This is a genomic window from Arcobacter lacus, assembly GCF_003063295.1.
Taxonomy (GTDB): Bacteria; Campylobacterota; Campylobacteria; order Campylobacterales; family Arcobacteraceae; genus Aliarcobacter; species Aliarcobacter lacus.
In genome coordinates this window covers 98,462-112,999 of record NZ_MUXF01000005.1, presented here as the reverse complement: position 1 = coordinate 112,999, position 14,538 = coordinate 98,462, and the positions used below count along the sequence as shown (strand labels likewise).

Here is a 14,538-nt window from a genome sequence, read left to right as displayed (position 1 = left end):
TACATGAATTTTAAAGAGATAGTTAGAGATGTTTTATTAACTGAAGCAAAAGAGTTAGAAAAAACAGCAAATAAAATATCTTTTGATATAGAAAAAGCTATTGATTTAATTGTAAATTCAAAAGGTAAATTAATAGTGACTGGTGTTGGAAAATCTGGTCTTGTTGGAGCAAAGATTGCTGCAACACTAGCAAGTACAGGAACTAGTTCATTTTTTCTTCATCCAACAGAAGCTATGCATGGCGATTTGGGAATGATTGGAAAAGATGATATTGTCCTTGGTATTTCATACAGTGGAGAGAGTGAAGAATTAATCCAAATTTTGCCACACTTAAAAAGACTTAATATTCCTTTGATTGCTATGGCAAAAAGTGAAAACTCAACTTTAGCAAAATATGCAGATGTTTTTATAAATATTGCTGTTGACAAAGAAGCATGTCCTTTAGATACTGCTCCAACTTCTTCTACAACATTGACTATGGCAATGGGAGATGCTCTTGCAGTTTGCCTTATGAAAAAAAGAGATTTTAAAAAAGAGGATTTTGCATCTTTTCATCCAGGTGGAAGTCTTGGCAAAAAACTTTTTGTTAAAGTTGATGATTTATTAAAAAAAGATAACCTTCCTACAGTTTCACGTGAAACAAAACTTAAAGATGCAATTATCGTTATGAGTGAAGGAAGAGTTGGAAATGTAATTATAGTTGATGAAAATAGAACGGTATATGGAGTTTTAAGTGATGGAGATTTAAGAAGAGCACTTATGAATGAAAACTTTTCTATCAATTGTAATGTTGAAGATATTGCTACTCTAAATCCAAAAACTTTAAAAAATAAAGATTTACTTGCAAGTGATGCACTTCAAATCATTGAAAATTATAAAATACAATTATTAATTGTAACAGATGAAAATAATAAACTAATTGGTTTATTACATATCCATGACCTAATAGAAGCTGGTATAAAATGAAAAAAGAGACAAAAAAATCTACAACAAAAGTAGAAGAACCAAAGTTTGAATTAATTAGATTAAATAAATTCTTATCACATAATAGTAATTATTCAAGAAGAGAAGCAGATAAACTAATAGAAGAGGGCAAAATTAGAGTAAACAATAAAGTTGTTACAGATTTAGCCACAAAAGTAAAGTCTACTGATAAAATTGAAATTGGTAAAAAACTTATCAAAGAAGAAAAAAACAAGTTATATACAGTTATTGTTTATAATAAACCTAAAGGTGAAATTGTTTCAAAAAAAGATCCACAAGGAAGAAAAACAATCTATGATGGTTTAGAACATAAATATAAACACTTTTTAAGTGTTGGTAGACTTGACTATTCTAGTGAAGGATTACTTCTTTTATCTGATAGTGTTGATATAGTAAATGCTTTAATGCACTCAGATTTAGAAAGGGTGTATAAAATCAAATTAAATGGTATTATTACGCCTGCAGTTGAACAAGCAATGCAAAGTGGTATTACAATCGAAGATGCGACTTCAGGAGCTTATAAAGGTACTAAAATCAAATCTATGAGCTTTGCTCCTTTTTTAGCTTATGATATTCAAACAAATGGAACAAAACACTCTAAAATTAAAGTTGTTATAAATGAAGGGAAAAACAGAGAATTAAGAAGATTCTTTGCTCATTTTAATCTTGATGTTTTAGATTTAAAAAGATTAGAATATGGTGGAATATCTTTAAATAATCTTCCAACAGGTAAATCAAGATATCTAACAAAAGAAGAATATAAAAATCTTAGAATTTTTATGAACGAAGATGATAGATCTATCTAATAAACTTAGACCAACAAGTTTAGAAACTTTTGTTGGTCAATCTCATATTATCTCAAAAGATAAAGCTTTATATAAATTAATCAAACAAAAAGATATTCCACATCTATTTTTTTATGGTAAACCTGGAACTGGGAAAACAACTTTAGCAAAAATTATTGCAAAAGAGATAGGAACAGATTACTATTATTTTAATGCAACATCTATTAAAGTAGAAGACTTACGAAAAGTATTTGATAAATATAAAGGTGCGTTAATTAAACCTTTAATTTTTATAGATGAAGTTCATAGATTATCAAAAAATCAACAAGAAGTTTTACTTCCAATAATGGAAAACTATGATGCAATTATCATTGGAGCTAGTACAGAAAACCCATTTTTTACTTTAACAAATGCTATTCGTTCAAGATCTTTTTTATATGAATTTAAACCATTTACAAAATATGAAATGAATAAAATTCTTTATATTGCTTTAAAAGATATTGATATAAATATAAGTGATGAAGCAAAAGAGTATTTGATAATTTCCAGTTCTGGAGATGCAAGAGCAATGTTAACACTTTTAAATTTTTCATATAAAGTATCAAAAGATATTAATATTGATTTATTAAAAGAGTTAAGAGAAAATGTAATAGGGGATGGAGTTTCATCTTCTGATACTCACTATGATTTAGCCAGTGCAATGATAAAATCTCTAAGAGGTTCAAATATTGATGCAGCACTTTATTATATGGCAAGATTAATAAATGGTGGAGAAAGTGTAGATTTCATAACTAGAAGACTTGTAATATTTGCAAGTGAAGATATAGGAAATGCAAATCCTAATGCTTTAAACCTTGCAGTAAATACTATGATGGCCTGTAATAAAATAGGTTATCCAGAATCAAGAATTATGCTTTCACAGTGTGCAATTTATCTCGCATCAAGTCCAAAATCAAATAGTGCTTATAAAGCTATAAATAAAGCTCTAGAACAAATAAAAAATGGTAAGATACTAGATATACCTAAACATTTAGATTCGCAGCATATAGGCTATTTATATCCTCATGATTTTGGTGGATATGTTGAACAAGAATATTTGAAAGAAGATTTAAATCTTTATCAAAGTTCAAATATTGGTTTTGAAAAAACTCTAAATGATTGGATAGAAAAAATAAAAAACAAGGATTAAAAATGGAATATTACACTTGGATGTTAAGCTTACATATTATTGCTGTTTTATCTTGGATGGCAATGTTATTTTATCTTCCAAGACTTTTTGTTTATCATATAGAAAATATTGATAAAAAAGAGTTTGTAGAAGTAGTGAAAATTCAAGAATACAAAATCTATTATTACATAGGTCACCCTGCGATGTTAGTAACAATTATTTCAGGTATCTCAATGTTAGCAATAAATCCTTCTTTATTCCAATTTGGTTGGATGTATGCAAAAATAACTGCTATTATTTTACTTATTATTTACTCTTTGTCTTTAGCAAAATATAGAAAACAATTAGCAGATGATTGCTGTACAAAAGATGGAAAGTTTTTTAGAATGTACAATGAAATGCCAACAATGTTAGCTATTTTAATAGTTACTTATGTTATCACAAAAAGCTTTTCTATTATTTTTACTCTATTAATAATTTTATTGTTTACATTTATTTCATACAAAATATTAAAACCTAAAAAGGTAAAAGCTGATGTTTGATAAATACTATGTTCTAGATACAAATATCTTACTTGAAGATGCTACAAATATTTATAAATTATCTCAAGATGGAAAAAATTTAATTATCTTAGCAGAAACTGTACTTGATGAAATAGATACAAAAAAAAGTGGTTTTGATGAGATAAATTTTCAAGCAAGAGAGTTTGCAAGAATACTTGAAGATTCTAATATCATCAGTTCTACAAAAAAAGATTTATATAAAATCATAAGATTAAAAATAAATAATAAAGATACTGTTATTGATATAATCTCAAAAGATGAATATGAAATTAATAGTAAGAATGTATCATTAAATATCATAAATGATAGAAAAATACTTGAGATTTCAACTTTTGCAAATACTTATTATAAACATAAAGTTGAATTTATCTCTCTTGATATTATGGCTAGAACAAGAGCCATTTCTCTAGATATAAAAACTAATTCTCTATTAGGTAAAGATAAAGATATTTTTGATTTAGATTTTATTAAATATATAGATATAGATTTTGAAGATTTAGAATATCTTGATAATGAAGAGATAATAAAATTTGACAAAGAGTATAAACCTTATAACTTTTCATATTGTTTTAAAGTAAGACATTCTGATCAAGTACTTTTAGCAAATATCCAAAATAAAAAAATAAAATTACTTGATGAAGTAGAAATTAGAGATCAAGTTATAACGCCTTTAAATAAAGAACAACTTTTTTTTAGTGATGCTATAATAAATCATTTTTACAATGTTTTGATTATAGAAGCAAAAGCTGGAAGTGGAAAAACTTTGCTTGCATTAAGTGGTGCTCTAAAACTAGTAAGGCAAAAGTTTTTTCAAAAGATTATATATATTAGAAACTCTATTGAATCACTTGATAAAGGTGAAGATGTTGGTTATTTACCTGGACTTGAAGAAAAATTTAAAATCTATAATCATCCTTTGATGGATAGTTTAGATTACATTATAAGAACTGAACATAAAAGAAAAAGAAATAAAAAAGCTCCCGATGTAGTTTTTCAACAACTTGATGATAGTGAAGTTACTGCTAGAATAGAGCAGATGATATCAAACTATGGAATAGAAACTATGTGGGTAGGAGAAATGAGAGGAAGAACTCTATCAAACTCATTTATCATTATTGATGAAGCTCAGAATATGTCAAATAAAACTATGCAAATGGTTCTATCAAGAATAGATAGCAGTTGTAAAGTTGTAGTTCTTGGTTCAAATAAACAAATAGATAATTTCTATGTAAATAAATACACAAATGCTTTAACTACACTTTTAAAATCAACTAAAAACGAAGATAACCTTGTAAATATCTTCGCAATAAAATTAGAAAAAGTTTTAAGAGGTCCTATTACTGAGTGGGCTGAACAAATCTTCTCAAAATAATTAACTACAGAATCTTTTCATGTAGTTAATTATTTAACTTATTTAAAATCAAACTAAAAAACAAATTTATTCTCTATTAATAAACTTATAAAAACTCAATAATTTAAAACTATTATTTTGAAACTTGTTAATCGCTATCAAATTAATATTAAGTATTTATTACATATTAAATCCCAATAAATTTATATATTAGCTATATAAGTGAATCTAAAATTTATTAATATTTATCTATTTTGATAAATATGATTTTCCTAAATTGTGTTATAATACATATTAAAATATGTAAAGGATTAAAATGTCGCTATTACAATATACATCAAAAGAGATGTTTTCATCAACTGAACTTGTAAGAAAAAGTAAAAACATCTTTGATAAATTAAATAGAAAAGAGATAGAAAAAGCAATCATATTAAGAGATGGGAAACCAAATACTATTCTTCTAGATTTTGAAGAGTATGAAAAGATTATGACTGACTATCTTAAATTAAAAGGCAAAGATATAGTTGAAATTCCTTCTATTGAATCTGAGAAAAATGAAACGGTAAAAAGTGATAAAAATATATCTAAAAAAGAAAATATTGAAGATGAAGATTTTCAAGCTGCATTAAATAAAATTGATGATTTAGAATTCTTTACTGATAATAGTGAACTAAAAAAAGATAAAGATGAAACTCTAAAAGAGTTCTGGGATAAAGACTAATTATATTAAATATATAAAGTCTTTATTTACCTTATATATTTAAAGAGAATTCATAAAATAGGGTATTAAAGAAAAATGTTCCACGTGAAACATAAAGAAAATAAAGACAACTAGATAAAAATCCTACAAATATTCTTTCTTATACCATAAAGAAAAAACAAAAAGAGAATAAAGATGTTGTTTAAATTTATTTGATTTTGAAAGCTCATAAATATGCAAAATATATTCATGATTAAATAAATTTGTTTGATTATTTACTTCAACTATTACTTCAAGAATCTTATTTTTATACTCTTTATTTAACCACTCATTAAAAGGTGAATTGAATCCTTTTTTTGTTCGATTTATTATCGTTTCAGGGATGTATTTTGAAGCTATTTTTTTGAGTAAATATTTATTTGTATCACCAACTTTTATCTCTGATTCAACACTAAACATATAATTTACTAAATTAACGTCAAGAAAAGGCGTTCTAACTTCTAAAGAGTTTCCCATAGATATTCTATCAACTTTTGATAAAAGAGATTCACCTAGCCATATTTTTAAATCAATATAACTCATCCAATCAACTGGATCTTGTTTTGCTGTTTCACTTTTATATGAAGGAACTTTCTTAAATAATCTCTTTCTTTGAATATCTGTATAAATTTCTCCAAAAGAGTTATATAGATTTTGTTTTTTTACAATTCTTCTTAAATATTCACTCTCTTTTGTATTATTTTGTAAGGCTCCAATAATATCATTTAAAAAAAGATTTTGTTCATTTGATAAACTCTTTTCAAACTCATAATATTTTAAAAACTTTGCATAATTATCATAACCTAAAAATATTTCATCACTTCCTTCACCTGACAATACAGTTTTTATTCCAGCTTTATGTATCTGTTTTGTTAAGATATTTAAAGGAATTGCTGCACTATCTCCATGAGGCTCTTCTAACATATCAAGTGTTTGCTCAAAATAATTGATATACTCTTTTTGATTTATTTCTACTGGATGATGATTTGAGTTTATATGACTTGCTGTAATTTGTGCATAATCTAACTCACAATAATTTTTATATTCATCATAACCAATACTAAAGGTATTTATTTTTTTTCCAGAAATTTTTGTATAAAGTGCAGATATCAATGAACTATCAATTCCACCACTCAAAAGTGAAGCAACTTCAACATCACTATTTAATCTATACTCAACACTTTTAAATAAAAGCTCCTCAATATCATTTAAAGCTTGTTTTTCATCTTTTATAGCTTTATAGGTGTTTATCTTATAATATTTCTTCTTTTGAAGCTCGTGGGCTTTATTTGGCTCATAAATCATATATGTAGAAGCTTCAAGTTTAAAAATGTCTTGATAGAAAGAATCTTCACCAAAAGATACAAAATATTGCATATATTTAGAAAGAGCAACTTTATTTAGATTTGGTTTATAATCAAGTAAATTTAAAATTGATTTTACACTTGATGAAAATATAAACTTATTATCTTTAAAATAGTAAAAAAATGGTTTTTTACCATATCTATCTCTTGCACAAAAATATAAATCTTTTTTCATATCATAAATACAAAAAGAAAACATTCCATTTAATTTATTTAAAAAATCAAATCCATACTTTTGATAAAGTCTGATTAATACTTCACTATCACTTTTTGTTTTACACTCTAAATGTTCCACGTGAATCAATTCTTTATAATTGTAAATCTCTCCATTAAATACAAGCAAAACATCATCAAATATCATTGGTTGATTTGCTTCTTCATCTAAATCAATTATTGCAAGTCTTGTATGTCCAAATTGTTTATTTTCTATCTTAATTGAATTTTGAAAATCAGGACCTCTATGATGTAAAAATTCTAATGATTTATCAAATTTATCTGATATAAAATTTGCTCCAATAATTCCACACATAAAAACCTACTTTATAAAATAATTTATAATTTCAATATAGAAATACAAAAATAAAACAAATACAATTGAAGATATTAAAATAGTTGCAGCAACATCAAAAGGTTTACAATTATATAAAACTGCAAAATTTACATTGTTTACAGCTAATGGCATCATCAATTCCATTATTAAAATTGAAGCAACAAATGAGTTAAAATCACTAAACAATACAATTACAAAAATACCAATTACTGGTAATAAAATATGTTTAGCAAAACTTATATGTAAAGATAATTTCCAAGGAATTGTTTTAATTTTTACATTATAAAGATAAACACCAAATATAAAAAGTTGAATAGTTAAAGAAGTGTATGCTCCCATATCTAAAGCAGTTGTAATATGTTCATTTATTGGTATTTGATAATAGTTTAAAAATAAAGCAAAAGCGGCAAACCAAATAGCAGGTATTTTAAATATTGAAATAATTGCTTGTTTTAAAGAGAATTGTTCTCTTGCAAAAAAATATACTGAAATTGTATACATAAAAAATACATTTGCGATATTTATTATACTTGTATAAGGAACAGATTCTACACCAAAAAGTGCAATTCCAAGAGGAATTCCAAGATTTCCTGTATTTCCAATAAGTGCAGTACCTAAATAAATTGATTCATCTGTTCTTGAAGTAAATAAAATTTTGCTAAAAAATATTAAAAAAGATAAAGTAATAAAAACTACAACAACATAGAAAATTGGAGACATAACAAACTCATAATTTATAGGAGTTTTTGTCAATCCCCAAACAATTAAAATTGGTTGAAAAAAATATAAAGACAATAAAACTAATGTTTTATCATCAATTTGAGTTGTAAATCTTTTTTTTGCGATAAAACCTAAAAAAATAAAAAAATAAATAGGTAAAACAGAAAATATAGCTTCGATAATAAATTCCTAATATAAAATTAGAAGTCAAATAGGTTATGTAAGTAGATTTTTCTACTTACACAATAACGATACCTTTAATCATATAAAAAATACCAGCAGCAAGAAGAGCAGAAGCAGGAACAGTGATAACCCAAGCTGCAATTATTTTTTTAACTGCGTCTCTTTTTACGTATTTTACACCTTTTGCTTCTTTAAAATCTTTTTTCTCTTGATCAACTACAGCTTCAACTTCATCTATTTTTTTAAATAGATCAACAATTTTAATATAATCTGATTTTGATTTATCTTTAACCAACTCAAGTTTTCTTAATTCAATTTGCATATTTTCAAGTTTTTTCTTATGTTTTTTAAATTTTTCTCTAGCATCTTGAATATATTTCTTTTCACTTGAATCCATAATTTCTCTTAAAAATCCAACACCAAAAACTCCACCAATTGCAATGTGAGTAGAAGAAACTGGTAAACCTAATTGGCTTGCAACGATAACTGTAATTGCAGTAGCCATTGCAATAGAAAAAGCTCTTACTTGATCAAGTTCAGTAATTTCAGAACCAACTGTTCTTATAAGTCTTGGTCCATACAAAATAAGTCCTATTACAATTCCACTTGCACCAACAGCCATAATCCATAAAGGAATACCAACTTTTTCATGAGGTAAAACACCTTCCCCTAAAGTTAAAACTGCATCATTAATAGCAGCAAGTGGTCCAATTGCATTTGAAACATCATTTGCACCATGGGCAAATGATAAAAGAGCAGCACCAAAAATTAATGGTATTGTAAATAAGCTATTTACACTTGTTCTATCATTTTTTAAATCTTTTGATTTAGAAAAAATTGTAGGTTTTACTACAAAATATACGATTACTGCAAAAACTAAACTAAAAAGAGAAGCAGGTATAAAACCAATATTAATAACTTGTCTTAAACCTTTTAATATTAAATAAGTTGAAAATGCCCATGTCATAACTGCAATTAAAATTGGCACAAATTTGTTTGCAGCAGCAATTTTGTCTTCACAAAAGATAATTTTTGTTTTAATAAAAAATAAAAATCCTGCAGCAATAATTCCACCAAATAAAGGTGAAATTACCCAAGAAGCAACAATACTTCCCATGCTACTCCAATTAACGATAGAAAAACCAACTCCAGCAATTCCTGCACCCATTACCCCACCAACAATTGCATGAGTTGTAGAAACAGGAGCTCCTATTGAAGTAGCAAAATTTAGCCAAACTGCACCTGCCAAAAGACCAGCTGTCATGGCCCAAATAAATGCATGAGGATCAGTGATTAAAGTAGGATCTATTATTCCACTTTTAATTGTATTAACAACATCACCTCCAGCAATTATAGCTCCTGCAGCTTCAAAAATTGCAGCAACTATAACAGCACCTGTAAGAGTTAAAGCTCTAGCACCAACAGCAGGTCCCACATTGTTTGCAACATCATTTGCTCCAATATTAATAGCCATATACGCACCAAAAACAGCACCTACAATTAAAAATGCATTATCAGGAATTGTACCATGAGAAGTGTAAGTCCATAAAAATACCATCAAGATAAAAAGTAAAGATAAACTAAACTTTGCAAAACTTGGCATCGTATCCTGGGTCGCTTTATCCAACGTATTGAGTGTTTTAATATCCATTAGAGTCCCTTTTGTAGTTATTTTGTAATCAAACTATGTTCTATTATAGTTCATTTAGTCTTATTATAATATTAGATATACCTAAAAAAGGGCATTTTAGAATATTTATGAGAAGAAAAGTTATTTTTTATAATTATTATGAGTATTTAAAATTTGTAAGTAATAAGAAACCAAATAAATTTGGTTTCTTATTTAGTCTCTTTTTCTTGATCTATTTGAGTTTTCACTTCTTGGTTTTGAAGATGAAGAAGTTCTTCTTCTATCTGTATTTCTATCAGTTCTATCACTTCTGTTTTTATCTTTATTTTCTCTATTTCTATCACCATCTCTAAATCTAGAATTACCACCACCATTTCGGCTTCTACCTCTAGAATTATTTCTTCTTCTATCTCCATCTCTATCACCAGATTTTGAAGCATATTCTATAAGTTTTTGGATATCTGATTCCGATTTACCAATATGGTTATTACCTTGAACATAAGTACTTGATGAAAGTATAGAAGCAAGTTTAAATGCAATAGTAGAAACATCAAACTCTTCTTTTAATTCTTCAACTAATTCTAATGCGTAATCTTTAATCTCTTGCTCTAAAACTTGTTGTTTAAGTTCTGCAAATTTTTTCTTTTTAACTAAACCAATATTTGGTACAACTTTAGATTCTAATTTAGTTCCTATTGATTTTTCAATTTTTTGTAACATTCTAAATTCATGAGGAGTAACTATTGAAACAGCCATTCCTTCTTTTCCTGCTCGTCCAGTTCTTCCAATTCTATGAACATATGACTCAGAATCAAATGGTAAATGATAGTTAAATACATGCGTTACATCATTTACATCAAGTCCCCTTGCAGCAACATCCGTTGCTATTAAAATCTCTAATTTTGAAGATTTAAAAGCTTTTATTGCTTCTTCTCTTTGTTTTTGCTCCATATCACCATGAAGTGCTTTTGCCATAAAACCTTGAGAAACTAAAAAAGTTGATAATCTATCAACATCTTTTTTTGTTCTACAAAAGATTATTGATTTTTTTGGATTTTTGAAATCAAATAATCTAATTAAAGCATCATCTCTCTCTTTTTCATCAACAACATAAAAAGTTTGAGTGATTTTTGAGTTAGTTACATCAGATTTTGTTAAAGTAACAAATTCTGGCTCTTTTAGAATTGTTTTTGCTAAGTTTTTAATAGCTGTTGGCATTGTTGCTGAGAATAATAAAGTTTGTCTATTTTCTGGTAAGAAAGTAAAAATCTCTTTTATATCATCTAAAAATCCCATATCAAGCATTTCATCTGCTTCATCAAGAACAACAAATTTTGGTTTTATAGAGATTTTATCACCTCTTAATAAATCAAGAAATCTTCCAGGAGTTGCTACAATAACACTTGAACTTTCAATAAGTTTTATTTGTCTAGCATAAGCTTGACCACCATAAACCGTAGCTGTATTTATTCCTAAAAGTTTACCAAATCTATAAAGCTCATCAGAAACTTGCATAGCTAATTCTCTTGTTGGAACAATAACAACTGCTTCAACTCCTGTTTTTGCTTTTATTTTATTTAAAATTGGAAGTCCAAACGCTGCTGTTTTTCCAGTTCCTGTATGTGCTTGTCCAACTATATCTTTTCCATCTAAAATATGAGGAATAGCTTGTTCTTGAATAGGACTTGGTTCTTTAAATCCCGCTTCATCTATTGCTTTTTGCAATAATTCTTTAAAATTAAAATCGTTAAAAGTCATTTTTTACCTTAGTATATATTTAAAATATACACTCTTATATCTTAAGATACCTCTTCCCATAAATGTACAATTAAAATTGAATTTGAATCATGCAAGTAAGCTAGTCTAAATTTTTGGTAATTTACCAAAATAAAATGGGCATATAAATGTGTATAATTTTGAGGATTGTATCTAAGTTTATATTAAGCTTTGCTTTAAGAAAAAGAGCAGTGCTCTAATTCTTATAAGTCATCTAAACCTTTGTAGTTTTCAAGGTATTTAGTATCATAGTTATTTGAAATGAAATCTTTATTTTCCATCATTTTTTTATGGAAAGGAATTGTAGTTTTTATTCCTTCTACTTCAAATTCATTTAAAGCTCTTTTCATAATGTTGATAGCTTTATTTCTATCTCTTCCCCAAACGATAAGTTTTCCTATCATTGAGTCGTAATATGGAGGTACGATATATCCTGTATAAATATGAGAGTCAACTCTTACATTTCTTCCACCAGGAACCATCCATTGAACTATTTTTCCAGGACAAGGTAAGAATGTATTTGGATCTTCAGCTGTAATTCTACACTCTATTGCATGTCCTCTAAATTTAATTGACTCTTGTGGTGGTACTTTTTCACCTTCAGCCACTTTAATCATAAGTTCAACAATATCTATTCCTGATACCATTTCTGAAACTGGATGTTCAACTTGAAGTCTTGTATTCATTTCCATAAAATAGATATTTTGTTTATCATCTGCTAAAAACTCAAAAGTTCCAGCACCTTCATATTTTAAATATTTTGTAGCTTTAACAGCAACTTCATGAAGTTTTGCTCTCGTTTCATCATTTAATAAAATAGCAGGTGATTCTTCTATAACTTTTTGATGTCTTCTTTGTAAAGAACAATCTCTTTCACCTATATGAATAGCATTTCCATGAGAATCTCCAACAACTTGAACTTCAATATGTCTTGGATTATTAATAAATCTTTCTAAATACATTGTACCATCACCAAATGCTGCAAGCGCTTCACTTGAAGCTGCCATAAAGTTTTGGTCAAATTCTTCTTCTGTTTTTATTAATCTCATTCCTCTACCACCACCACCAGCAGCAGCTTTTGCCATAATTGGATATCCAATTTCTCTTGCTATTGTTCTACCTTCGTCTAAAGTTTTAACAGAACCTTTACTTCCTGGAACAACAGGAACTCCAGCTTTTATCATCTCTTCTTTAGCTTTAGATTTATCAGCCATTTTTTCCATTACTTCAACAGATGGTCCGATAAATTTAATATTATGAAGCTTACAAATTTCTACAAAATCTTGATTTTCTGATAAAAATCCATAACCAGGGAAAATTGCATCACAACCAGTTATTTCGGCTGCTGTTATAATTGCTGGTATATTCAAATAAGATTCACTAGATTTTGCACCACCAATACAGATAGCTTCATCTGCATGTTTTAAATATGAAGCATTTTTATCACCAGCACTATAAATTGCTACTGATTTTTTTCCCATTTCTCTAATTGTTCTAACAGCTCTTTGAACGATTTCTCCTCTGTTAGCTATTAAAATTTTTTTAATTTCTGCCATATGAAACTCTTATATTTTTTCTACAACAAAAATCGGCATATCATATTCAACTGGAGAAGAATCTTGAACTAAAATTTCTAAAATTTTACAATCAAATTCAGCTTCAACCTCATTCATAATTTTCATTGCTTCTAAAATACAAAGTGTTTGACCTTTTCTAACTGTATCACCAACTTTTACAAATGCTGGAGATTCTGGAGATGGAGAAGAATAAAATGTTCCTACCATTGGAGCATTGATTGTATCACCTTTGCTTAATAAACTTCCTTCACCCGAAGTTACAGCTACAGGAGCAACAACAGAAGATGCAACTTGTGCAACAGGAGCAGAAACTGCAACAGCAGGTGCAGTTGTAACAGTTGTAACACCACCTTCAAAACCTCTTTGCATAGAGATTTCGAAATCTGCTTCTTTAATTCTTAGTTTATTAAGTTCGCTTTTATCGAAAACTCTAATTAACTCTTTTATATCTTTAAAATCCATATTTTGCCTTTACTTTAGTAAAAAATTTTCCTCATAATATCAAAATTTTTCTAATAAATAAATTTTTACCTATATAAAATAAGTTTTATTTAAGAATAAAGATAAAATTTCTTTTTTGTTATAATAAAAAAATTTTTGATTTAGGATTCTAAAATTATGTTAAATGATAGAAGTTTTATAAATATTGCAAAAGAGATAGCACTTGCCTCAAAATGTGTATCAAAACAAGTGGGTGCGGTTATAGTAAAAGATGGAAGAATTTTATCAACAGGCTATAATGGAACACCAGCAGGATACATAAATTGTAGCGAACATTGGAAAGGTGAATATACAAAAGATCACCATGAATGGTCAAAAACTTATGAGATTCATGCTGAAATGAATGCTATTATTTGGGCAGCAAGAAAAGGTATAAGTATAGAAGGTGGAACTATTTATGTAACACTTGAACCTTGTAGTGAATGTTCAAAAAATTTAATTGCTAGTGGAATAAAAAGAATAGTGTACGAAAAAGCTTATGAACATACAAACTCTGAAATAATTTCAAAATTTATAAAAGACAATGGTGTTATTATAGAACAAATTCGAAATATTGATGAATAAAAAGATTTTATTTTCTAAAAAGTAAAATATCATAAATTTTTCATATTTTAACTATAAAATTACCTCAATAATAAGAAGGAGAA

13 protein-coding genes are annotated in these 14,538 nt (G+C 27.2%); 7 read left to right on the top strand and 6 right to left on the bottom strand.

Annotated elements, in window-relative coordinates:
- The first annotated feature begins 3 nt into the window (after window positions 1-3).
- The 6 genes from B0175_RS03935 to B0175_RS03910 all read left to right on the top strand — a co-directional run bounded on the left by B0175_RS03935 (window position 4) and on the right by B0175_RS03910 (window position 5,572).
- Window positions 4-966 carry a KpsF/GutQ family sugar-phosphate isomerase gene (locus B0175_RS03935; RefSeq protein WP_108527379.1) on the top strand — a complete coding sequence of 321 codons (963 nt, stop codon included), beginning with the start codon at window positions 4-6 and terminating at the stop codon, window positions 964-966.
- On the top strand, window positions 963-1,790 hold the full coding sequence (locus B0175_RS03930) for a pseudouridine synthase (RefSeq protein ID WP_108527378.1): 828 nt from the start codon (window positions 963-965) through the stop codon (window positions 1,788-1,790). The genes B0175_RS03935 and B0175_RS03930 overlap by 4 nt, the downstream gene beginning before the upstream one ends.
- On the top strand, window positions 1,774-2,958 hold the full coding sequence (locus B0175_RS03925) for a replication-associated recombination protein A (protein WP_108527377.1): 1,185 nt from the start codon (window positions 1,774-1,776) through the stop codon (window positions 2,956-2,958). Before B0175_RS03930 ends, B0175_RS03925 begins: the two co-directional genes overlap by 17 nt.
- Before the next feature lie 2 nt (window positions 2,959-2,960).
- Entirely contained in the window at window positions 2,961-3,479 is a 519-nt protein-coding gene (gene hemJ / locus B0175_RS03920; RefSeq protein ID WP_108527376.1) for a protoporphyrinogen oxidase HemJ, read from the top strand.
- A complete protein-coding gene (locus tag B0175_RS03915; protein ID WP_108527375.1) occupies window positions 3,472-4,872 on the top strand; it encodes a PhoH family protein in 1,401 nt (466 codons plus the stop codon). The genes hemJ and B0175_RS03915 overlap by 8 nt, the downstream gene beginning before the upstream one ends.
- 295 nt (window positions 4,873-5,167) lie before the next feature.
- Window positions 5,168-5,572 carry a hypothetical protein gene (locus tag B0175_RS03910; RefSeq protein ID WP_108527374.1) on the top strand — a complete coding sequence of 135 codons (405 nt, stop codon included), beginning with the start codon at window positions 5,168-5,170 and terminating at the stop codon, window positions 5,570-5,572.
- A 123-nt stretch (window positions 5,573-5,695) separates the two neighbouring features.
- On the opposite strand, the gene asnB is transcribed toward B0175_RS03910, so the two are convergent.
- The 6 genes from asnB to accB all read right to left on the bottom strand — a co-directional run bounded on the left by asnB (window position 5,696) and on the right by accB (window position 13,852).
- Window positions 5,696-7,483 (bottom strand): asparagine synthase (glutamine-hydrolyzing), encoded by a 1,788-nt coding sequence (asnB, locus tag B0175_RS03905; protein ID WP_108527373.1) that lies wholly within the window; start codon window positions 7,481-7,483, stop codon window positions 5,696-5,698.
- Between the two features lie 6 nt (window positions 7,484-7,489).
- A complete protein-coding gene (locus tag B0175_RS03900) occupies window positions 7,490-8,395 on the bottom strand; it encodes an AEC family transporter (protein ID WP_228156065.1) in 906 nt (301 codons plus the stop codon).
- A gap of 67 nt (window positions 8,396-8,462) precedes the next feature.
- The gene (locus B0175_RS03895; RefSeq protein ID WP_108527371.1) at window positions 8,463-10,058 is read right to left on the bottom strand and encodes an inorganic phosphate transporter; all 1,596 of its coding nucleotides are present in this window, start codon (window positions 10,056-10,058) and stop codon (window positions 8,463-8,465) included.
- A gap of 192 nt (window positions 10,059-10,250) precedes the next feature.
- Window positions 10,251-11,795 (bottom strand): DEAD/DEAH box helicase, encoded by a 1,545-nt coding sequence (locus B0175_RS03890; RefSeq protein ID WP_108527370.1) that lies wholly within the window; start codon window positions 11,793-11,795, stop codon window positions 10,251-10,253.
- Window positions 11,796-12,016: 221 nt separating this feature from the next.
- Window positions 12,017-13,369 (bottom strand): acetyl-CoA carboxylase biotin carboxylase subunit, encoded by a 1,353-nt coding sequence (locus B0175_RS03885; RefSeq protein ID WP_108527369.1) that lies wholly within the window; start codon window positions 13,367-13,369, stop codon window positions 12,017-12,019.
- A gap of 9 nt (window positions 13,370-13,378) precedes the next feature.
- Window positions 13,379-13,852 carry an acetyl-CoA carboxylase biotin carboxyl carrier protein gene (gene accB, locus B0175_RS03880; protein WP_108527368.1) on the bottom strand — a complete coding sequence of 158 codons (474 nt, stop codon included), beginning with the start codon at window positions 13,850-13,852 and terminating at the stop codon, window positions 13,379-13,381.
- A 156-nt stretch (window positions 13,853-14,008) separates the two neighbouring features.
- Here accB and B0175_RS03875 point away from each other — a divergent pair, with 156 nt between their 5' ends.
- The gene (locus B0175_RS03875; protein WP_108527367.1) at window positions 14,009-14,455 is read left to right on the top strand and encodes a deoxycytidylate deaminase; all 447 of its coding nucleotides are present in this window, start codon (window positions 14,009-14,011) and stop codon (window positions 14,453-14,455) included.
- Window positions 14,456-14,538: the final 83 nt, after the last annotated feature.